The following is a 20,274-nucleotide window of genomic DNA, read 5'->3' on the forward strand; positions in this document are numbered from 1 at the left end:
CTCGCCCCCGTGCTGGGCACCGGCGAGATCCGCAGCGTCAGCGCCGCGTCCGCCGACGACGAGTTCCACACCACGGTCATCAGCGGCGGCACCATCAAGCACACCGTCCGCCACACCAACGGCAGCTGGGAACCGGCCGACACCCCGCCCGGCGCCCCGACCGACCCCACCCACCTCGCCATCACCGGCAGCTGGAACTAGCAGCGAAACCGTGGTGGGGAGGGCCAGCGCATGATGGCCCTCCCCACCACGGTCCAGACCATCCGAGCACCGCATCAGCCCTCCCCGCGCCTGCGGGGCGGACCAGGGCCCGGGAGACACTGGTCCCATGGATTCCTCCCCCGTGACCGCCGTCCCCCTGCGCACCGCTCGCCTGGACCTGGAGCCGCTGCGGCTCGGTCACGCCGCCGAGATGGCCGGGGTGCTGGCCGATCCGGCGCTGCACGTCTTCATCGGCGGGGCGCCGCTCGCGGAGCCGGAGCTGCGGGACCGGTACGCCCGGATGCTGGCGGGCCCGGCGGATCCGGGGACGGCCTGGTGCAACTGGGTGCTGCGGCTGCGGGACCAGGGCGGCGCGGTCGGCACCGTGCAGGCCACGGTGACCGGGGCGGAGGCCGAGATCGCGTGGGTGACGGGCACCGCCTGGCAGGGCCGGGGGCTGGCGAAGGAGGCGGCGGGCGCGCTGGCCGACTGGCTGCGCGGGCGGGGCGTACCGGTGCTGGTGGCGCACGTCCACCCGGACCACCTGGCCTCGGCGGCGGTGGCGACGGCGGCGGGCCTGGCGCCGACGGACGGGTACGTGGACGGGGAGCGCCGCTGGGAGTGGCGGGCGGCCTGAGACGCGGGCGGAACCCCCAACAGCAGAGCTGCGCCAGGCGGGACCCCCGCTGTCGGGGGTCCCGCGCTGTGCCGCCGTGGGTCAGCAGCCGCTGGTCAGCCAGCGGCAGGCGGTGATGAGGGCGGCGGCGTGCTCCTCGCCGCGGGCGTCCTCGGTGCGGACCTCCTGGGGCAGCACCTGCAGGGCGTCGATGTCGTGCTCCATCATGGCGTTCTCCTTTGTGTGTCGCGGTGGGCGCCGGTCCGTGCGGGACCGGCCTCCGCGGGCCGGCGGCCAGCGGAAGTCTGGGGAGGGGCGGCGCCCGTCAGCTCTCGGGGAGCCAGGCGCGGGGGCCGCCGCAGCGCAGGCGCAGCAGCAGCGAGAGGCTGCCGGCCAGGCCGGTGGCGTACTCGGCGAGCACGGTCCTGCGGTTCTCGTCGGGGATCAGGAGCCGGCCGTCGCGCAGGACCGCCTGGGCGGCGAGGTGTTCGACGAGCAGCTCCGCGTCGGCGCGGTGCCGGGCCCGGCCGGTGAGCTCGGCCGTGTCGAGCAGGAACTCGGCGTTGCCCGCGAGCCCGTGGCAGGTGGCGGGCGAGTCGGTGACCCTGCCCGCCCGGACCGCGCGGGCCGCGCCGTCCACGAGGGCGAGCAGCCCGTCGGCGGCGCCGTCGCCGGCCGCCCAGAGGCGGGCCAGGAAGGTGCCGACGCCGGAGGAGCCGCTGCACCAGTGGCGGGCGAGCTCCGGGGAGTCGGCGAGGTGCCGGGCCCGGTCCACGGGCCAGAGCACCCCGGCGGCCCCGCCCCGGGCTGCGGTGGCGAGGGTGCCGCCCGCCTCGACGGCCGCGGCGCGGAACCGTTCCTCCCCGGTGGCCTCGGCCGCCAGCAGCAGGAAGGTGCCGACCCCGGCGACGCCGTGCGCGAAGCCGTAGTGCCAGGCCCCGGCGAGCGCGGAGCCGAAGTCCTCGGGCACCGGCCAGAACAGGCCCTCGGGGGTGCGCCGGCCGGCCGCGAGGAGTCCTTCGGCGGCCTCGGCGGCCCGGTCGAGGAAGCGGGGGTCGCCGGTGGCGTTCCAGAAGTGCAGCTGGGCGAGGCCGGAGCCGGCCGCGCCGTGGCAGACGTCCGGGTTGGGCCAGCGGACCGGCAGCGCGAGCGCGAGTCCGGTGGCGCGCTCGGCCAGCTCGGCGTCGTCCAGCGCGTGGGCGGCGTCGAGGAGCGCCCAGGCGGTGCCGGAGCGCCCGAAGTGCAGCCCCGGCAGGTGGCCCGGCAGCTCCCGCACCCGGTCGGCGGTCCAGCGCGCGGCGGTCGCCAGGCCCGCGCGCAGGGCCGCCGGGTCCAGCGGCACCCCGGCCGCGTCCAGGGCCTCGGCGTGGGTGAGCGCGCGGGCCAGCAGGGCGACGCCGCCCGCGGAGCCGTGCTGCACGGCGACCGGGTCGCAGGTCTCGCCGAAGGAGTCGGAGGGCCAGAGGCGTTCGGGGTCGTCCGGGCGCAGGGTGGCCAGCAGGTGCGCGATGCCGTCGCCGAGCAGCCGGTCGCGGACGGCGGCCGGATCCGCCGGTTCGGGGGCGGGGACGAGGCCGCTCACGGAGGCGAAGCCACTCACGGGGACGAGGCCGCTCACGGAGGCGAGGCCGCTCACGGGGGCCTGCACGCGAGCCTCCGGCCCGGCATCGGCTCCGCCCTCGCACCCGCCCGCCGCCGCGCCTCCGTCCGCCGCCCCGCCCGCCGCCGGGCGCCCGTCCGCGCGGAGTCCCGTGACGAACGTACGGGCCTGGTCGAGGCTCCAGCGGTCCTCGGCCGCGTCGCGCATCAGGCCGCGGATCAGCGGGGCGTAGGCGCGGACGAGCGGCTGGTCGCGGGCGAGCAGGGCGACGAGGGCGGCCAGCCGCTCCTCGTCGGGGCGGGCGTCGGCGGCGGGCCGGTCGGCGGCGAACAGCGGGTCGGCGCCGCTCAGCGCGTGCAGGACGGTGGCGCCGAGCGCGTACAGGTCGACGGCCGGCGGGAAGGCGGGGGCCACCTGGTCGGCGGCGCGCAGTTCGGGCGCGGTGTAGCCGGGGGTGGCGCCGAGCACCCAGCGCTCGCCGGGGGCGGCGGCCATCTCCAGGTCGATGAGGAGGAGCCGCCCGTCGGGGGTGACCATGACGTTGTTGGGGTTGAAGTCGTGCAGGGTGACGCCGAGTCCGTGGGCGGTGGCGACGAGTTCGATGAGCTGCCAGACCAGGGAGCCCGCGGTACGGGCGTCGGGGCAGGCGGCGCCGTCGGCGGCGAGGCGTTCGGCGACGGTGCGGCGCAGGGTCGCCCCGGGCACCGCCTCGGCGGCCAGGAAGACGCTGCCCTGCTGCTCGAAGACCTCGACCGGGCGCGGCACCAGGTCGGCTCCGGCGGTGGCGAAGCGGGCGAGCAGGGTGGCCTCGCGGCGCAGCAGGTCGCGGACGTCGAGCCCTTCGAGTCCGGCGCCGACGTGCGGGCGGGCCTGCTTGACGACGACCTGGTCGCCGTGGCGGGTGTCCTCGGCGCGGAAGACGCCGCCCTTGTTGGAGTGCTGGATGGCGCCGCGCACGACGTACCGCCCGGCGAGCAGAACGGGCTTGGCGGCGGCGGTGCTGCGGGGCGGGGCCGCCGGGCGGTCCGGGAAGGGCTCGCCGGCCCAGGCGGGCGGGCTGAACCAGGCGTTGCGCTCGTCGGCGACGGGACGGCCCTCGGGGTCGGTGAGCCGGGCGGCGAAGCCGCCGTCCTCGGTGAGCTCCCGCACGCCGGTGAACACCCCGTAGCGGTAGGAGACCTGGCTGTCGGGGAGGTAGCGCCGGTCGGAGAGGACGGCGGGGCCGGGCAGTCCGGCGGTGGCCTGGTGCAGTTCCTCCGCGAGCAGCCGGAAGCGCGTGTCGTCGGCCGGGTAGACGGTGAGGAACTTGCCGCCCCCGCCGCGCGCGGAGCGCCCGGAGACGAGGGCGGCGACCCGGCCGGGGGTGCCGGCGAACTTGAAGGTGGCGCCGTGCGCGACGAGCACGTCGGCGGCGCGGGCCAGGACGAGCGGGGCGGACAGCGGGGTGGCGGAGACGTGCAGCTTCCAGCCCTGGGCGCGGCGGACCGGCGCGGCGGGCCGCACGTGGCACCAGAACGGGCCGGGGGCCACGGTCCAGCCGGCCGCGTCGCCGGAGCGGGCGACGGCGGCGCGCACCAGGTCGGGCAGGAGCGCCAGGTCGGCGGGGCGCTCGGCGCGGGCCCGGCGGGGGCCGGGGCCCGTGACGGGGCCCGTGGCGGGCCCGGGCGTGGGCGAGGAGGAGGTCGACACGGTCCGCACCCCGCCCCTACAGCTGCGGCCGGACGTAGTGGTCGCCCCAACTGGTGTCCATCGGCTCGGCGGCGGCCGTGCGCGCCGCGCCCCCGTCCCGTCCCTCGGCCGTCGCGGCGGCGGCGCCGGTGAATCCGGTGAGCAGGACGGTGAGGGCGAGGAGACAGCGGACGGCTGCGGACATGCGAGGGCTCCTGGTTCGGGAGGCGTGGGGTGCCGGCATGACCCGTGTTCGACGGGTTCACGCCGGATGTCGTCCTCGCGGGGTTTGCCCCCGTCGGACGCCCTCAGTCCATCCCGGCGGGCCCGCTGGGTCCAGGGCCGCGACCTGGCAATACCCTGCATGGCACGGAAGTAGCAGGGCCGTGAACCGGGGGGAACCGATGCGGATGGGGACACATCTCGACGAAATGCCACGGCTGGACGCGCGGGCCGTCGCCGTCTTCGAGTACGTACTGGCGCGCGGCAGCCTGACCCGCTGGCCGCCCGACGTCGTACCGGCGCTGGGCCTGAGCCAGGAGGAGGTGGAGGCCGCGTCCCGCACGCTGCTGCGGCTGCGGCTGCTGCGCCCGGCCCCCGGCCGGCCGGAGGAGCTGATCCCGGTGAGCCCGGACGCCGCCGCGGCGGAGGTGGTCGGCCCGCTGGAGGCGGAGCTGGCCCAGGCCGCCGCGCACGCCCAGGCGGTACGGGACGAACTGCACGCGCTGATGCCGCAGTACCGGGCGGCGCGGCGCGAGCAGGCCCGCCGGACCGGGGTGGACCTGCTGCCGGACATCGCGTCCGCGTCGGCGATGCTGACGGAGGAGTCGGCGCGCTGCCGCGAGGAGGTGTTCAGCATCCAGCCCGGCGGCGGGCGGGCGCCGGGGCGGCTCGGCGCGGCGATCGACCGGGACCTGGCGATGCTGGACCGGGGGGTGCGGATGCGCACCCTGTACCAGCACTCGGCGCGCGCGAGCCTCTCGACGCAGGGGTACGTGGAGCGGCTCACCGAGGCCGGGGCCGAGTACCGCACGGCGGCCGAACTCCCTGACCGGGCCGTGGTGTTCGACCGCTCGGTGGCCTTTCTGCCGCGCCGCGCCGACGGGGGTACGGGCGAGGGCGCCGTGCTGGTCCGGGACCCGGACGTGGTGGCGTACCTGTGCCGGGTCTTCGAGCAGCACTGGTCGGGCGCGGTCCCGTTCCACGGCACGAGCGAGGCCGCGTACAAGGACGTCGGGCCGAGCCTGCGCCGGGCGCTGGTGGGGCTGCTGGCCGAGGGCGCCAAGGACGAGGTGATCGCCCGGCGGATGGGCATGTCGCTGCGCACCTGCCGCCGCCACATCGCCGAACTCCTGGAGGAGTTGGGCGCGGAGAGCCGTTTCCAGGGCGGCGCGCTGGCCGAACGCGCGGGGCTGACCGACCCGACGCCGACGGACCCGGCACCGGAGGACGACACGGCACCCGCCGACCCGGCACCGCCGGACGACGACACGACACCCGCCGGTCCGACACCGCGGGACGACACGGCACCGGCCGGCTCGGCGCCCGGGGAGCTCGCGTGACGGCCCGGGTGGCGGTGCGGGCGGCGACGGTGGCGGACGCCGCCGCGATCGCCGAGGTGCACGTCCGCTCCTGGCGCGCCGCCTACCGGGGGCTGGTGCCGGACGCGTATCTGGACGGGCTGGACGCCGGGGAGCGCGCGGAGCGGTGGCGGGAGCGCCTCGGCGGGCCGGACGCGCCGACGGTGCTGCTGGCGGAGCGGGCGGGCCCGGTCGGCTTCGCGTGCTTCCGGGCCTGCGGGGACGCGGACGCGGACCCGGCGGTGACGGCGGAGCTCGCGGCGCTCTACGCGGTGCCGGAGGCGTGGGGGCTCGGCGTGGGGCGGGCGCTGATGACGGCGGCGTACGGGGCGATGGCGGCGGCCGGTTTCCGCACGGCCCGGCTCTGGGTCCTGGAGGGCAATCCGCGGGCGCGGGCCTTCTACGAGGCGGCCGGGTGGCGGCCGGACGGGACCGCCGTGACGGAGGAGACGGGCGGCCGGCCGCTCACCGAACTGCGTTACCGGAGCGGCCCGTTCGGCTGACATGTCCACATGATGAGAACGGGGTCTCACGATACGGCCGGGCGGCGTACGGTTGCGCCATCGACCCACACGAGGGAGTCCGGCCATGACGTCCGCCCAGGAACAGCCCGCCGCGCACGAGACCGCCGTCTACACCCACGGGCACCACGAGTCGGTGCTGCGCTCGCACGCCTGGCGCACCGTGGCCAACTCCGCCGCCTACCTGATCCCCGAACTGCGCGCCGGGCTGGACGTGCTGGACGTCGGCTGCGGACCCGGCACGATCACCGCCGATCTGGCCGGGCGGGTCGCGCCGGGCCGGGTCGTCGCGGTGGACGCCGCCGAGGACGTGCTGGCGGCCGCGCGCTCCGCGGCGGCCGAACGAGGCGTGACCAACGTGGAGTTCGCGGTCGCGGACGTGCACGCCCTGGACTTCCCCGACGACTCCTTCGACGTCGTCCACGCCCACCAGGTGCTGCAGCACGTGGGCGACCCGGTCCAGGCGCTGCGCGAGATGCGCCGGGTGTGCCGCCCCGGCGGCGTGGTCGCCGCCCGGGACAGCGACTACGGGGCCTTCACCTGGTTCCCCGAACACCCGGGCCTGGACCGCTGGTCCGCGCTGTACCGGGAGGTGGCCCGCGCGAACGGCGGCGAACCGGACGCGGGCCGCCGCCTGTTCTCCTGGGCCCGCGAGGCCGGCTTCACCGACGTCACCGCGGGCGCCGGGACCTGGTGTTTCGCCACACCGGAGGAGCGGGCCTGGTGGAGCGGCCTGTGGGCGGACCGCACCACCCGGTCGGGCTACGCGGACCTGGCCGTCGGCGGCGGCCACACGACCCGGGAGGAGCTGGCGGACATCGCCGAGGCGTGGCGCGCCTGGGGCACCCACGAGGACGCCTGGTTCATGGTCCCGCACGGCGAGATCCTGTGCCGGGCGTGAGCGGGCGGGGCGGGGCGCGACTGGGCGGGGGCCGGGTATGAGCGAGCAGGCCCGGGCGTGAGCGATCGGGCCCGGGCGTGAGCGATCGGGCCCGGCACCGGCGACCGGGCCCGGACGGCCCGGCACCGGCACCCCCCGGCCCCGCCCGCCTCAGCTCGGCCGCATCCTGAACTCGTACGCGTCCGGAAGCGGTTCGTCCGTGAGGCGGGCCCACACCTCGCCCAGGATCTCCGCCCCCTCCCGCAGGTCGGCCACCTCGAAGCCCGCGTCGAAGACGGCGCGGGCCTCCGTCCGCCGCCCCTCGGCCAGCAGCAGCCGCGCCTCCAGGAAGCGGAACGCCCCCCGGACGCGGGCCTCTTCGGGCAGCCGCTCCAGGACCGCGCGGGCCCGCGCCGCACCCCCCGTCTCCAGGAGCGCGCCGATCGTCTCGCGCCCGAGGGCCGCGGTGACCAGCGGGTCGCCGCCGCACTGTTCGTCGAAGGCGTCCGCGTACCGCTCGGCCGCCCGGCGCGGATGGCCGCACTCGTGGTCGGCGACGGCCAGGCAGTGGAGCAGCGGCCAGCGCACGGAGGCGTTCTTCAGGCCGCGCTCCCAGCTCCGTACCGCCTGGGCGAGGTCGCCGCCCGCCCACTGGGCGATGCCGAGGTGGTATTCGGTGGCCGGGTCGGCCGGGGCCGTCTCCAGCATGTCGCGCCAGGCGTCGGACACCGGGGTGCGCCCGGGGCGCGTCTCCTCCGCCTCCGGCAGGGCGCCCGTCCGCAGCAGGTGGACCCACGGCCGCTGCTCCTCGCCGAGCTGCTCCTCGCCGAAGGGGGTGCCGGGCAGCGCGTACTCGGCGCGGAGCACTTCGAGCGCGCCCCAGCCCGAGCCCTCGGCCAGCCGCTCCCCCGGCTCTGTGTCGGCGCCGCGCTCCCGCCAGAGCGCGTACGCGGCCTCGACCTCCGCCCGGGGCACCGCCCGGTCCAGCGCCGCCTCGACGGTGCCGGTGGCCGCAGCCCAGTCGGCGCCGTGGACGGCGGCCGGGTCCGCGGCCAGCGGCCCGTACACCTCCAGCCAGGAGACCTCGCTCTCCGGCTCCAGGGTGGGGTGCTCCAGCTGGGTGCGGGCGAGTCCCGCCTGGATCTCGGCGTAGCCGGGGGTGCCCGGCTCGGTCAGCCACTCCTGCCAGCGGCGTCCGCCGCGCCCGGAGCCCCACAGGAAGAGCTTGCGCCCGCGCAGCGGGTCCGTGGAGGTCTGCACGAGCCCCGCGCCGGTCCCGTCCAGGGCGGCGATCCAGCGCCGCCGCCCGTCCGGCACCTCGTAGAAGTAGTCGGCGGCGTGGCTGCCGCGCAGCGGGTACGTGCGGTCGGTGCCGTCCGGGGTGACGGGGACCGGGACCCGGCGCAGGGCCCGCTCGTAGCCGTAGTGCCACGCCTGGTCGGCGGGGGCGAGGATCCGGCGGTCCTCGGGCACGGCCGTGTTGGACCACCAGTAGGTGGGCACCGGCCGCTCGTGCGGGTTGCGGATCCGGACCGCGACCCGCAGGTGCGCGGCCCCGGCGGGCAGCCACAGGTCCACCTGGAACGGCAGGTCGCGCAGCGGCTCCCACTCCCACAGCCGGAGCATCTCGCCGTCGCCGTCGGGGGCGGGGACGGCCGCCGCGTGCAGCGGGGCGCAGGAGAGGGTGGTGTGGCCGCGGGCGCCGATGTTCCACTCGATGCCGCCGGAGAACCAGGCCCCGTTGAGCGCGAAGGCGGCGGGCTGGAACACCGGGTTGCGGTAGAGGAGTTCGCGGTCAGCCGTCTTGTCGTACAGGGAGTGGACCCGGCCGCCGAGTCCGGGCAGCACGGTGACCCGCAGCCGCTCGTTCTCGATCACCAGTGCGTCGAGGTCCCGGGGCGTCCGGGCGCGCCCGTAGCCGTCCCTGACCCGGGCGGGGAGCAGGGTGCGCAGCGGGGCGTGCCCGAGCTGCCGGGCCATGTCGCGCGGGAGCGCGGCCCGGCCGTCGACCGCGGGGGCGGCGGCGGCCCCGTCGAGGAGGTGCAGGGCCGGGAGCGGGTTGTCCGGGCCCAACGGCGCCGCGGGCAGGGTGAGTACGGCACGTCGTACGGTCGTCATGACGCCATGGAACACGCCGGAACCACCGCTGGCCAGAGCGTGGACAACACCCTCCGGGGTACGCCGGAAATTCCGTTGCGGACTACACCGGTCGCCGTAGGGTTGTTGCTTTGCGGTGAGGGTTCCGAGGAGGCAGGGCATGGGCACGCAGCACACCTACCGGGTGATCGTGCGCGGTACGTTCGACGGGCTGGGCGACGAGAGCCGCGCGCGGCTGCTCGCGGAGGTCGAGGAGCACGGCATGTCGGCCATGCGCTTCACCGACGAGGGCTCGCTCACCTACGACCGGAACCTGAAGCACTTCTCGTACCGCCTGATCGTGCTCTCCGACGCGGCGGACGGCGACGAGATGGCGGGGGCGATCGCGGAGGACCGGGTGGAGGCCGCCCTGAAGGAGCTGGGGCACGGCTTCCGCGACCTGAGGTCCACGGTCACCGACATGGACACGATGAAGATCAACTACAAGCGCTGAGGGGTACGGGGGTACGGGGCGGGGTACGGGGGTCCCGCCCCGGACCGCTGTTCAGCGGCGGGCCGACGTGACGCGGGCCGGGCAGGGCTCGCCCTTCTTGAGGACGCCCACCACCACGCGCCCCCGCGCCCCGCGCGCGACGCCCGGCGCGGGGTGCTGGGTGCAGACGCGCCAGTTCGGCGGCCAGAGCACCCGCCGGTCGCCGCCCGCCACGTCGTGGACGTCGAGCCGGGTGCGCGGGTCCAGCGCGGTGAAGACCCGCCACAGCCCCTGGCCCAGGAAGTCCGGCATGGGCTGCCCGCCGCCGGGACGGCCCGGCGGCGCGCCGCCCTCGGCCCCGGGACCGGCACCGGCCTCGGCCCCGGTCCCGGTCTCGCCTCCGGCCCCGGTCCTGATCCCGTCCCCGTCTCCGGTCCCGTTCGCGGGGCCGGTCCCGTTCGCCGGGCCGGTCCCGGCCTCCGCCTCCGTCCGGGTCTCCGCCGAGCTCACCGCCATCGCGGCGAGCGCGAGCAGCGCGCCGGCGGCCACCACCGTCGCCCGCCTCACTTGCGCCTCCGGGCCGCCGCGTAATAGCCGCAGACCGCGCCGAGCACGGCCGTGATCAGCAGGGCCAGGTAGAGCGGCATGGAGACCTCGGGGATCAGCAGCCGGATCCGTACCTGCCGGGTGTTCTCGAAGATGAAGACCAGCAGCAGCACCAGCACCGCCGCGATCGCGATCCGGCCGGGCGTGAAGACCCCGCCGGAGCGGGCCGCCCTGCCCGTGCTCGACGTCTCCTTGGCACTCATGGCCGGCCCTCTCCTCCGTCGTCCGTCCCACCAGGATGGGCCGATTCGCACCCCGTGGCGGCGGTGAAGGCGCCCGTCCGGGTGACTTGTCAGACAACGTGGGCCCGCTACCGTAAGAGCACGGGGGCCGGCCGGACCGGCCCGGAGGCACGAGGAGGATCCGTGGCAGCCGGCGGACAGCAGCGGCGACCGGTCGTCGCGCTCTACGAGCGGATCGCGGACGCCGTCCACGAGGGCACCTACCCCCCGGGCTCCACGCTGCCCTCGGAGCCCAAGCTGGCGGCCGAGCTCGGCGTGAGCCGGCCCGCGCTGCGCGAGGCGCTGCTGCTGCTCCAGGAGGACGGGCTGCTCAGCGTCCGCCGAGGGGTCGGCCGCACGGTCAACGCCCACCCGCCCCGGCGCGGCTTCGAACACCTCCAGCCGCTCGAAGAGCTGCTGGGCGGCGGCGCCCCGGCCCGGGTGCGCGGCCTGCTGCGCTCCACCGAGGAGCCGACCGACTTCACCACCCAGCACCTGCTCGCCCCGGCCGGCGCCGAGCTGCGGTTCTGGGAGTCGGTGCTCACCGGCGAGGCGGGCCCGGCGGCGCTGAGCCACGAGTGGGCGGCGCCCGGCGAGGTCCTGGAGCGCGCCCATCCGGCCTTCGCCGAGGCGCTGCGGACGGCGCCCGCCCCGGACCGCGTCTCGATGCTGGCCGTGCTCGCCGGAGCCTCGCGCGGGGTGCAGCTCGCGGGCCACAGCGCCGTCAGCGCGACCCTGCTCGGGCGCCGCAGGGGCGAGCAGCTGGGGCGCTCGGCGGACACCCCGGCGGTGCTCGTCACCCAGGTCGTACGGGTGGCGGGGACCCCGGTCCTGGCGGCCAAGCACATGCTGCCGACCGGGGCGCCGGCCCTGCCGGTGCTCCAGTCGAACTGAGCGGTGTCACCGGCGTCACATCCCGCTTCCCGCGCGATGACGTACACTTCCCGGCCATGCACTTGTCTGACAACCCTGCCGCCCCCACCTCCGCCGCCTCCTCCGCGCCTTCCTCCGCGCCTTCCTCCGCGCCTGCCCCGGTGCCCGCTCCCGCCGGGCCGGCCCCGGCCGTCGCCGACTGGATCCGCGAGGCCCCGAAGGCCGTCCTGCACGACCACCTCGACGGCGGCCTGCGCCCCGCGACCATCGTCGAACTGGCCCGTTCCAGCGGCTACACCGCGCTGCCCACCGAGGACCCGGCGGAGCTCGCCGCGTGGTTCCGGGACGCCGCCGACTCCGGCTCCCTGGAGCGGTACCTGGAGACCTTCGCCCACACCTGCGCGGTCATGCAGACTCGCGAGGCCCTGGAGCGGATCGCGGCCGAGTGCGCCGAGGACCTGGCCGCCGACGGGGTCGTCTACGCCGAGATCCGCTACGCCCCCGAGCAGCACCTGGAGGGCGGGCTGAGCCTCGACGAGGTCGTCGAGGCCGTCAACGCGGGCTTCCGCGAGGGCGAGCGCCGCTCCGGCGGCCGGATCACCGTCCGCACCCTGCTCACCGGGATGCGGCACACCGACCGCTCGCTGGAGATCGCCGAGCTCACCGTCGCGCACCGCGACAAGGGCGTGGCGGGCTTCGACATCGCGGGCGGCGAGATCGGCAACCCGCCGGCCCGCCACCTCCCCGCCTTCCAGCACCTCAAGCGGGAGAACTGCCACTTCACCATCCACGCGGGCGAGGCCGTCGGCGCGGAGTCGATCCACGAGGCCGTGCAGGTCTGCGGCACCGAGCGGATCGGCCACGGCGTGCGCATCACCGACGACATCGCCGAGGACGGCACCCTCGGCCGGCTCGCCTCGTACGTGCGGGACAACGGGATCGCCCTGGAGGTCTGCCCGACCTCCAACCTCCAGACCGGCGCCGCGAAGGACTACGCCTCGCACCCGATCGACGAGCTGCGCCGGCTGGGCTTCCGGATCACCCTGAACACGGACAACCGGCTGGTCTCCGGCACCACCATGAGCGAGGAGTTCCAGCACATGGCGGACGCGTTCGGGTACGGGCCCGAGGTCTTCGAGGAGTTCACGGTCGCCGCCCTGGAGGCCGCGTTCCTGCCGCTGCCGGAGCGGCGCCGCCTGATCGACGAGCTCGTCCGCCCCGGCTACGCGGCGCTCGCGGCCCGCTAGCCACCGCGAGCCGCTCCGTCCGGCGGCTACCCGACCCGCCCCCGCACCAGGGGCAGCTCCAGCGTCCCCGTCTCCCCGGGGGCGCTGGAGACGGTCACGAGCTTCATCCCCCGGTTGCCGAAGTAGGCCGTGTCGCTGGCCGCGATGACGAACTCCAGCCGGTGGCCCGTCTCGTAGCGGTGCACGATGCCGGGGAGCTCGACGGTGAAGGGGCGGGTGACGTCCGGGACGCGCACCGGGGCGACGAGCCGGTGGACCAGGGTCCGGCCGCCGTCGGGGGCCACGTCGTAGAGCTTGGCGAAGAGGACGAGCTTGTCGGCGGCGTCGCCGGAGCCCTGGACCCGCTCGGCGGCCGGCGAGGAGACCCGCAGCGTCGCGCGGGGCGCGCCGACCAGCTCGGCGGGGCCGGTGAGCGGGGCACTGCGCCAGGCGAGGAAGGTCCCCGGGAGATCGTACGGGGCGGGGTCGGGCAGCCCGAGGAACCGGGCGGCCGGCGACTCCGAATGGCTCGTCGCCAGCGGCCAGTTGAGGTACGCACGGGTGCCCCGGACGACCTGGGCGCGGCTGCCGGTCAGGGTGCCGTCGCCGGAGAGGTAGAGCGTCCGGCTGAGGGCGGGCACGGCGTCCGCCGTGGCATAGCCGCTCCCCCAGTCGCGGTAATAGGCGAACGCGGGGCCGGTGTCGGCGCCGGGATCGCGGCGGAGGTAGCGGTCGAACCAGCCGAGGATGCGCCGACCCACATAACTGGCCGTCAGATCACCTCGGGACAGGTCGAGTTCGCCGGGCGCCTGCCCGCCGCTGTGGCCCCAGGACTGCCAGATCATCCCGGTCTTCACACCTCGGCCCGCGAGCCGCTCGTAGCTGGCGCGCGCCTCGTTGAGGGTGAACAGGCTGTCGGCCTGGCCCTGGACGAGCAGGGTGGGAGCCTTGACCCGGTCCAGGTAGGAGACCGGGGAGACGCTCCGGGCGTAGTCGAGGACCTTCCGGGTCGCCGCGTCGGGATAGGAACCGGAGTTGAGCAGCCGGACGGTGGCGCAGGCGTCGGTGACGAAGTGCAGGCAGCCCAGGGAGTTGATCCGGCTGGGGTCGAACGAGGGCACGAGCAGCGGCTGCCCCTCCCCCATCAGATAGAAGCCGTTGGCCCACTGCCACTTGAAGACGCCGGGGGTGGCCGGCCCTGCGGCGTTCGGCGCGAGGGAGTGGGCGAGGTCGTGCCAGGTGATGAGGGGGACGAGCGCGTCGAGCCGGGGGTCCACGGCGGCCGTCGCGAGCTGGACGGCACCGCCGTAGGAGCCGCCGACCATGCCGACCCGCGGGTCGCCCGCGCCGTCGCGGACGACGAAGTCGACGCGGGTGCCGTCGTCGGCGGCGCGGGTGCCGGCCAGGAAGTCGACGAGCCGCGAGGCGGCGGCTCCGTCGACGCGCGGGTCGTCCAGCGAGATCAGGCAGCCGCTGCGGCCGAAGCCGAGGCCGGAGTAGACGAGGGCGACGTAGCCGCGCGAGGCGAGGGCCCGGCCGATGGCGTCGGTGGTGCCGTCGGACTTGCTCCCGCCGAAGCCGTTGGTGGCGAGGACGGCCGGGGCGGGGTGCGCGGCGTCCACCGCGAGGGGCCGGTAGAGGTCGGCGTCCACGGCGCAACGGCGCCCGCCCGCCTCGACGGTGAAGCGCAGCGGGACGACCCGGTACGCGCCGGGCGCGCCCCCGGCCCCCGTCCCCGCCCCGACGGCCGGCCCCGCCCCGCCGACCAGCGCGGCCCCGGCGACCCCGACGGTCAGCGCCAGCAGCACGCAGAGCCGGGCCCGTAAGCCGGCCCACGCACGGGCGGGGCGGGAACGGGCGGGGGCGGGGCCGTGGACGGGGGCGGGGCCAGGTGCGGAGGCTCGGCCGTGGGCGGGGGCGGAGCCGCGCTCCCGATCTCCGCTACGGGCTCGGACACGGTCACGGCCACGGCCGGGTGCTCGGTCGGCAGCTCGGCCTGGGTCTCGGTCGGCGGCTCGGGCTCGGTCGGGGGCTCGGTCTCGGTCTCGGTCGGGCGACGGCACGGGAAAGGGCACGGGGGACCTCCACACCGGGGACGGCACGCTTGAGGGCGGCCCGACTCCGGGCGGGCCGGCCGATCCGCGCCCATGGTCCGGCGCGCCTGACCGGGCCGTCAACGCGCCCGTCGGGACTCGCCGGGGCTCGTCGGGGGGAGATCCGGTCGGCGCCGCGCGCCCCCGCGCGCCGGTCAGGCCAGCGCCGGCACCTCCAGGGTGAGCGTCCCGGCCCCGGCGTCGAGCACCCCGGGGATGCCGAACGGCACGGTGGGCGCGCTCGCCTGGTGCCCGAAGCCCATCCGCTCGACGACCGGGACGCCGAGGCCGCCGAGCCGGTCGGCGAGGACCGCGCGGACCTCCTCGTAGGGACCGCACTCCTCCCAGGAGCCGAGGCCGATCCCGGCGACCCCGTCCAGCCAGCCGGAGCGCAGCAGTTGGGTGAGGATCCGGTCCAGGCGGTACGGGTCCTCCCCCACGTCCTCCAGGAGGAGCAGCCCGCACCGGGCGGAGGGCCGGGCGTGCGGGGTGCCGAGCTCGGCGGCGAGCAGGCTGACGCAGCCGCCGAGGGTGACCCCCCTGGCCCGGCCGGGCACCAGGGCCCCGGCCGTCGCCGTGGCGATCGTGCGCACCGACTCCGGCTCGAAGAGGGTGGCCCGCAGGGAGGCGCGGGTGTCCGGGTCCTGGAGGAAGGCGGCAGCCGCGACCATGGGGCCGTGGAGGGTGGCGAGGCCGAGCCGGGTGGCGAAGGCTTCGTGGAGGGCGGTGATGTCGCTGTAGCCGACGAAGACCTTGGGCCCGGCGGCCCGCAGCGCCGCCCAGTCGACGAGGTCGGCCATGCGCTGGGCGCCGTAACCGCCGCGGGCGCAGATCACGGCCGAGACGCGCGGGTCGCACCAGGCCGCGGTGAGGTCGCGGGCGCGGGCCTCGTCGGCCCCGGCGAGGTAGCCGAGCGCGGGGTGGGTGTCGAGGACGTACGGGGCGACGACCGGGTCGAGGTCCCAGCCGCGCAGGATGTCGAGCCCGGCCGCCAGCCGGTCCTCGGGGATCGGCCCGCTGGGCGCGACGACGGCCACCCGGTCGCCGGGCCGCAGCCGGGGCGGCCGGGTGAGTGCGGGCACGCGCGCGGACCGCCCGGCTCCCGCCGTCCCTGCCGCCCCCGCCACCCCCGTCACGGCGTTCACGCGCGGAACTCCAGGTCGGGGACGTCCGTCCGGTCGAGGCCGAAGGTCCGTACGTAGAGGGCGAGTTCGGCTTCGAGGGCGCGGATCATCGTGTCGGCGCGGCGGAAGCCGTGGCCCTCGCCCGCGAAGGCGAGGTAGGCGTGCGGGACGCCGCGCCCGGCCATCCGGGCCAGCAGGCGCTCGGCCTGCGCGGGCGGGCAGATGGGGTCGTCGAGGCCCTGGAGCAGCAGGAAGGGCGCGGTGATCCGGTCGGCGTGCGCCAGCGGCGAGCGCTCCCGGTAGCGGTCGGGCACCTTGTCGAGGGGGCCGATCAGCGAGTGCAGGTACTGGGACTCGAAGTCGTGGGTCTCGTCGGTGGCCCAGCCGGTGAGGTCGAGCACGGGGTAGATGACGGTGCCGCAGGCGTACACGTCGGTGAGGGCGAGGGAGGCGGCGCTGGTCCAGCCGCCGGCGCTGCCGCCTCGGACGGCGAGCCGGCCGGGGTCGGCGGTGCCCTCGTCGGCGAGCGCGCGGGCGACGGCGGCGCAGTCCTCGACGTCCACCACGCCCCACTGCTCGCGCAGCCGTTCGCGGTACTCCCGGCCGTAGCCGGTGGAGCCGCCGTAGTTGACCTCGACGACGCCGATGCCTCGGGAGGTGAAGTAGGCGACCTCCAGGTCGAGCACGAGCGGGGAGTGGCCGGTGGGCCCGCCGTGGGCCCACACCACGTAGGGCGGGAGCTCGGTGCCGGGAGCGGTCCGGTCGGGGCTGTGCGGCGGGTACACGTGGGCGTGGATGTCCCGGCCGCCGGGTCCGGCGAAGGTGCGGACCAGCGGCTCGGGGTAGTAGGCGGGGTCGACCGGGTCCTCGTGGGCGGCGCCGATGACCCGGGTCCGGCCGGTGCGGGTGTCGAGCTCCACGAGCTCGGCGCCGCTGCGGGGTCCGGCGGCGACGCCGACGACCCGGGTGCCGTGGGCGGCGAGGGAGGAGGACCACTGGGTCCAGGGTCCCGCGGCGTCGACGAGCTCGCCGCTGTCGGGGTCGAGTATGCCGAGGCGGGTGGCGCCCGTGCCGTGGACGACGGCGATCAGCCCGTTCTCCAGGGGCTCGAACCAGCGCTGGCCCAGGGTCCAGAGCGGTCCGCCGAACTCCTCCGCGCGGGGGCAGAGCGCGACGGGCGTGCCGTCCTCGCCGGTGCGGTACAGGTTCCACCAGCCGGTGCGGTCGCTCAGGTGGAGGAGCCGTCCGTCGGCGCTCCAGCCGACCTGGGGCACGGACTCCTCAAGGCCGCCCGCGACGGTGCGGGCGTCCTGGAAGGTGCCGTCCGGGGCGATCCGGGCGAGCTGGACCTCGGTGCCGTCCCAGGGCATCCGGGGGTGGTCCCAGCCGATCCAGGCGGCCTGCCGGCCGTCCGGCGAGAGCCGGGGCCCGGTGACGAACCGGTGCCGGCCGTCGGAGAGTTCACGGATCCGGCCGCGGTCCTCGGCGGCGGAGCCGTCCAGCGGGACGGCGGCGATCACCCGGCGCACGTCGGTCGGGGCGGGACCGGTGAACTCCTCCAGGACGCACCAGACCTCGTCCCGCCCGGGGACCACGACGGGGTCCGCCCAGCGCAGCCCGCCGCCGGTCGCCGAGACCGGGGTGAGCGGCCGGGGCCCGGCGCCGTCCCCGGCGTCCGGCTCGTACACGTAGAGCCGCTGGTCGGGGAAGTGACAGAAGACGAGGAGCGGGGAGCCGTCGGGCCGCGAGGTGCCGGCCCAGGGCGTGCCGCCGTACTCGATGACCCGGCTGCGCACGTTCCAGGGGGCGGGCAGCACGGTTTCCTCGGTGCCGTCGGACCGGCGGCGCACCAGGGCGCGCCGGCCGCCCTCGGTGGGCCGCGGGGCGGTCCACCAGACCTCGTCGCCGAGCACCCCGACATGGTCGGGACGCCCGTCCCGTGCGGCGGCGAGCGCGGCGTCGACGGGTGACGGCCAACTGCCGTAGGCGGCCGTGGTTGCCATCTGGATCCCCCCTGGGTGGAGCGTGCGGACGGTGGAAGCGGACGTACGGAGCGATGGGACGTGAGGAGCGGTGGGCGGCGGCCGGACGGGGTGTCAGGCCGTCCGCAGGTAGCGGTCGAGGACCCGGACGCCGAAGTGCAGCGCGTCGACGGGGACGCGTTCGTCGACGCCGTGGAAGAGCGCCCCGTAGTCGAGCTCCGGGGGCAGCTTCAGCGGCGAGAAGCCGTAGCCGGTGATGCCGAGGCGGGAGAACTGCTTGGCGTCGGTGCCGCCCGACATGGAGAAGGGGATGACGTGCCCGGCCGGGTCGACGTGCTCGACGGCGGCCCGCAGCTTGGCGAAGGTCGGCGAGTCGACCGGCGCCTGCAGCGGCACCTCGCGGTGGTGGAACTCCCAGGAGACGTCGGGGCCGGTGAGCCGGTCCATGGTCTCGATGAACTCCTCCTCGCCGCCGGGCACGGTCCGCCCGTCGACGAAGGCCACGGCCTGGCCCGGGATCACGTTCACCTTGTAGCCGGCGTCCAGCATCGTCGGGTTGGCGCTGTTGCGGACGGTGGGCTCCACGAGGGCGGCGGCCGGGCCCAGTTTCTCCAGGAGCAGGTCGGTGTCGAAGTCGCGGGCGTCGACGTCGACCTCGATCCCGTACAGCGCGGCCAGCTCCCGCAGCGCGGCGCGGACGGTGGGGCTGAGCCGGACGGGCCAGGAGTGGGCGCCGATACGGGCGACGGCCGCGGCGAGGCGGGTCACCGCGTTGGCCGTGTTGACCTTGGAGCCGTGGCCCGCGCGGCCCTGGGCGGTGAGCTTGATCCACGCGGTGCCGCGCTCGCCCGCCGCGATCGGGTAGAGGGTGGTCCGCGGGTCCGGGTGGAAGCTGAAGGCGCCCGACTCGCTGATGCCCTCCGTGCAGCCCTCGAAGAGGCCGGGGTGCCGGTCGGCGAGGAAGCCGGAGCCGTCCTCGGCGCTGGCCTCCTCGTCGGCGGTGTAGGCGAGGACGATGTCCCGGCGGGGGCGGAAGCCCTCGCGGGCCCAGGAACGGACCACGGACAGGACCATCGCGTCCATGTTCTTCATGTCCACGGCGCCGCGGCCCCAGACCACGCCGTCGCGGACCTCGCCGGAGAAGGGGTGCACGGTCCAGTCGGCGGGCTCGGCGGGGACGACGTCCAGATGCCCGTGGACCAGCAGGGCCTCGGCGGCCGGGTCGGTGCCGGCGAGGCGGGCGACGACGTTGGCGCGGCCGGGGGTGCGCTCCAGCAGCACCGGTTCGAGACCGGCGCCGGCGAGGCGCTCGGCCACGTACTCGGCGGCGGGCCGCTCGCGGCAGTCGCCGCCGCCCCGGTTGGTGGTGTCGATCGCGATCAGCTCGGAGGTGAACGCGACCACCTCGTCGAGCGCCCGCGCGTCCGGTCCCGGGACCTCCCGGGCCGGGCCGGTGCCCCGCTCCTGCTCAGCCATACTGTTCCTCCACCGCGGCGGAGACGATGGTCGTGACCGCCTTGAACGTGCGAATCGCCTCGTACATCGTCTCGCTGGTGTACGCGACCTTGCGTTCGCCACTCCGCCCGGCGCCGGGGACCACCGTCGCGGCGGCGGCCAGGTGCTCGGCGTCGAACTCCAGCTCCACCGTGAACGGCCCGGCGGCGACCGGCTCGTGCCTGACCGCGAGCGAGGCGGCGGCCTTGGCCGCCGCGCGGATGTCGGCGGCCGTCCTGGCCGGGGTCCGGCAGACCGCCGCGTACCGCGAGACGTGGTCCTTGACGGCGACCTTGTGGGCCTCAGGGGCGTAGCGCAGGGCGTCCTCGCAGGTCAGGTCGTCGCCGGTGACGAGGATGACGGGCACCCCGTACTCGGCGACCACGTGCGCGTTGAGCAGGCCCTCGCTCGCGCGGACCCCGTTGAGCCAGACGCCGGTGATCGAGTTGGCGAGGTAGGTGTGCGCGAGGACGCCTTCGGCTCCCGCGCCCGTGTGATAGCCGACGAACGCGATGCCGTCGACGTCCCCGTGCTGGACGCCCTCGACCATGGAGAGCGACTTGTGCCGCCCGGTGAGCATCTCGGCCCGCTCGTCGAGCCGCTCCAGGAGCAGGTTGCGCATGGTCCAGTGCGCCTCGTTGATCAGCACCTCGTCGGCGCCGCCGTCGAAGAAGCCGAGCACCGCCGCGTTCACGTCCGAGGTGAACAGGGACCGGCACCGCTCCCACTGGGGGGTGCCGGGCAGCACGTCGGCGGGCCAGGTCACACCGGTGGCGCCTTCCATGTCGGCGCTGATCAGGATCTTCATGCCTGGCACCGTACGCGCCGAGCGGCGGGCCCGACCACCCCTGTGGAAAAGTGTCGGAGGCGTGGACCACTGGCGGTCTCCCGCGGCGGTCACGCGGCGGTGATTCGGGGCGAATCCTTTCATCTCGTACGTATAGGCTGACGGGCGCAGTTTTCCCGCCCCCGCGATTCCAGGAGCCCCTCGGTGACCACCTCGCTCGCCCCGTCCGAGAC

General features: G+C 76.3%; 19 protein-coding genes. 8 read left to right on the top strand and 11 right to left on the bottom strand.

The features are described from left to right. Both AB0C99_RS25775 and AB0C99_RS25780 read left to right on the top strand, forming a co-directional pair. Nucleotides 1-201, top strand: a 201-nt coding sequence (locus tag AB0C99_RS25775; RefSeq protein ID WP_362479420.1) for a hypothetical protein, incomplete at its 5' end; no start/stop codon positions are given. A gap of 127 nt (nt 202-328) precedes the next feature. Beyond that, on the top strand, nt 329-838 hold the full coding sequence (locus AB0C99_RS25780; protein ID WP_362479423.1) for a GNAT family N-acetyltransferase: 510 nt from the start codon (nt 329-331) through the stop codon (nt 836-838). An 81-nt stretch (nt 839-919) separates the two neighbouring features. On the opposite strand, the gene AB0C99_RS25785 is transcribed toward AB0C99_RS25780, so the two are convergent. The 3 genes from AB0C99_RS25785 to AB0C99_RS25795 all read right to left on the bottom strand — a co-directional run bounded on the left by AB0C99_RS25785 (nt 920) and on the right by AB0C99_RS25795 (nt 4,290). After that, nucleotides 920-1,045 carry an ALQxL family class IV lanthipeptide gene (locus AB0C99_RS25785; RefSeq protein WP_205628270.1) on the bottom strand — a complete coding sequence of 42 codons (126 nt, stop codon included), beginning with the start codon at nt 1,043-1,045 and terminating at the stop codon, nt 920-922. Between the two features lie 97 nt (nt 1,046-1,142). Continuing rightward, on the bottom strand, nt 1,143-4,106 hold the full coding sequence (gene lanL / locus AB0C99_RS25790; protein ID WP_362479426.1) for a class IV lanthionine synthetase LanL: 2,964 nt from the start codon (nt 4,104-4,106) through the stop codon (nt 1,143-1,145). A gap of 16 nt (nt 4,107-4,122) precedes the next feature. Next, nucleotides 4,123-4,290 carry a hypothetical protein gene (locus AB0C99_RS25795; protein WP_362479429.1) on the bottom strand — a complete coding sequence of 56 codons (168 nt, stop codon included), beginning with the start codon at nt 4,288-4,290 and terminating at the stop codon, nt 4,123-4,125. A 226-nt stretch (nt 4,291-4,516) separates the two neighbouring features. Here AB0C99_RS25795 and AB0C99_RS25800 point away from each other — a divergent pair, with 226 nt between their 5' ends. The 3 genes from AB0C99_RS25800 (at nt 4,517) to AB0C99_RS25810 (ending at nt 7,087) form a co-directional block, all read left to right on the top strand. Further along, a complete protein-coding gene (locus AB0C99_RS25800) occupies nt 4,517-5,647 on the top strand; it encodes a hypothetical protein (protein WP_362479431.1) in 1,131 nt (376 codons plus the stop codon). Beyond that, nucleotides 5,644-6,168: a GNAT family N-acetyltransferase gene (locus AB0C99_RS25805; protein WP_362479434.1), complete on the top strand. Its 525-nt coding sequence runs from the start codon at nt 5,644-5,646 to the stop codon at nt 6,166-6,168. The genes AB0C99_RS25800 and AB0C99_RS25805 overlap by 4 nt, the downstream gene beginning before the upstream one ends. Nucleotides 6,169-6,253: 85 nt before the next feature. Further along, nucleotides 6,254-7,087, top strand: coding sequence for a methyltransferase domain-containing protein (locus AB0C99_RS25810; protein ID WP_362479436.1), 834 nt, complete (start codon nt 6,254-6,256; stop codon nt 7,085-7,087). A 150-nt stretch (nt 7,088-7,237) separates the two neighbouring features. Here AB0C99_RS25810 and AB0C99_RS25815 read toward each other — a convergent pair whose 3' ends face one another. Then, nucleotides 7,238-9,184 (bottom strand): DUF5107 domain-containing protein, encoded by a 1,947-nt coding sequence (locus tag AB0C99_RS25815; protein ID WP_362479439.1) that lies wholly within the window; start codon nt 9,182-9,184, stop codon nt 7,238-7,240. A 139-nt stretch (nt 9,185-9,323) separates the two neighbouring features. Here AB0C99_RS25815 and AB0C99_RS25820 point away from each other — a divergent pair, with 139 nt between their 5' ends. Next, complete coding sequence (locus AB0C99_RS25820) at nt 9,324-9,656, top strand: DUF6204 family protein (RefSeq protein ID WP_362479442.1); 333 nt, start codon at nt 9,324-9,326, stop codon at nt 9,654-9,656. 51 nt (nt 9,657-9,707) lie between these two features. Here the strand turns inward: AB0C99_RS25820 and AB0C99_RS25825 are convergent, their stop codons facing one another. Next, nucleotides 9,708-10,202, bottom strand: coding sequence for a hypothetical protein (locus AB0C99_RS25825; RefSeq protein ID WP_362479445.1), 495 nt, complete (start codon nt 10,200-10,202; stop codon nt 9,708-9,710). Then, nucleotides 10,199-10,444 carry a LapA family protein gene (locus AB0C99_RS25830; protein ID WP_362479448.1) on the bottom strand — a complete coding sequence of 82 codons (246 nt, stop codon included), beginning with the start codon at nt 10,442-10,444 and terminating at the stop codon, nt 10,199-10,201. The genes AB0C99_RS25825 and AB0C99_RS25830 overlap by 4 nt, the downstream gene beginning before the upstream one ends. Before the next feature lie 162 nt (nt 10,445-10,606). On the opposite strand from AB0C99_RS25830, the gene AB0C99_RS25835 reads away from it, so the two are divergent. Next, nucleotides 10,607-11,356, top strand: a complete 750-nt coding sequence (locus AB0C99_RS25835) for a GntR family transcriptional regulator (RefSeq protein ID WP_362479450.1) — start codon at nt 10,607-10,609, stop codon at nt 11,354-11,356. 56 nt (nt 11,357-11,412) lie between these two features. Next, nucleotides 11,413-12,582, top strand: a complete 1,170-nt coding sequence (locus tag AB0C99_RS25840; RefSeq protein ID WP_362479453.1) for an adenosine deaminase — start codon at nt 11,413-11,415, stop codon at nt 12,580-12,582. 26 nt (nt 12,583-12,608) lie between these two features. Here the strand turns inward: AB0C99_RS25840 and AB0C99_RS25845 are convergent, their stop codons facing one another. From AB0C99_RS25845 to AB0C99_RS25865, 5 genes are all read right to left on the bottom strand, one after another. Further along, complete coding sequence (locus tag AB0C99_RS25845) at nt 12,609-14,369, bottom strand: CocE/NonD family hydrolase (RefSeq protein ID WP_362479456.1); 1,761 nt, start codon at nt 14,367-14,369, stop codon at nt 12,609-12,611. A 440-nt stretch (nt 14,370-14,809) separates the two neighbouring features. Continuing rightward, nucleotides 14,810-15,781, bottom strand: a complete 972-nt coding sequence (locus tag AB0C99_RS25850) for an LD-carboxypeptidase (protein ID WP_362479608.1) — start codon at nt 15,779-15,781, stop codon at nt 14,810-14,812. 14 nt (nt 15,782-15,795) lie between these two features. Then, the gene (locus tag AB0C99_RS25855; protein ID WP_362479459.1) at nt 15,796-17,781 is read right to left on the bottom strand and encodes a prolyl oligopeptidase family serine peptidase; all 1,986 of its coding nucleotides are present in this window, start codon (nt 17,779-17,781) and stop codon (nt 15,796-15,798) included. A 93-nt stretch (nt 17,782-17,874) separates the two neighbouring features. Further along, complete coding sequence (locus AB0C99_RS25860) at nt 17,875-19,236, bottom strand: M20/M25/M40 family metallo-hydrolase (protein WP_362479461.1); 1,362 nt, start codon at nt 19,234-19,236, stop codon at nt 17,875-17,877. After that, complete coding sequence (locus AB0C99_RS25865; protein ID WP_362479464.1) at nt 19,229-20,062, bottom strand: M55 family metallopeptidase; 834 nt, start codon at nt 20,060-20,062, stop codon at nt 19,229-19,231. Before AB0C99_RS25865 ends, AB0C99_RS25860 begins: the two co-directional genes overlap by 8 nt. Between the last annotated feature and the right edge of the window lie 212 nt (nt 20,063-20,274).

The organism is Streptomyces sp. NPDC048659 (assembly GCF_040650575.1).
Taxonomy (GTDB): domain Bacteria; phylum Actinomycetota; class Actinomycetes; order Streptomycetales; family Streptomycetaceae; genus Streptomyces.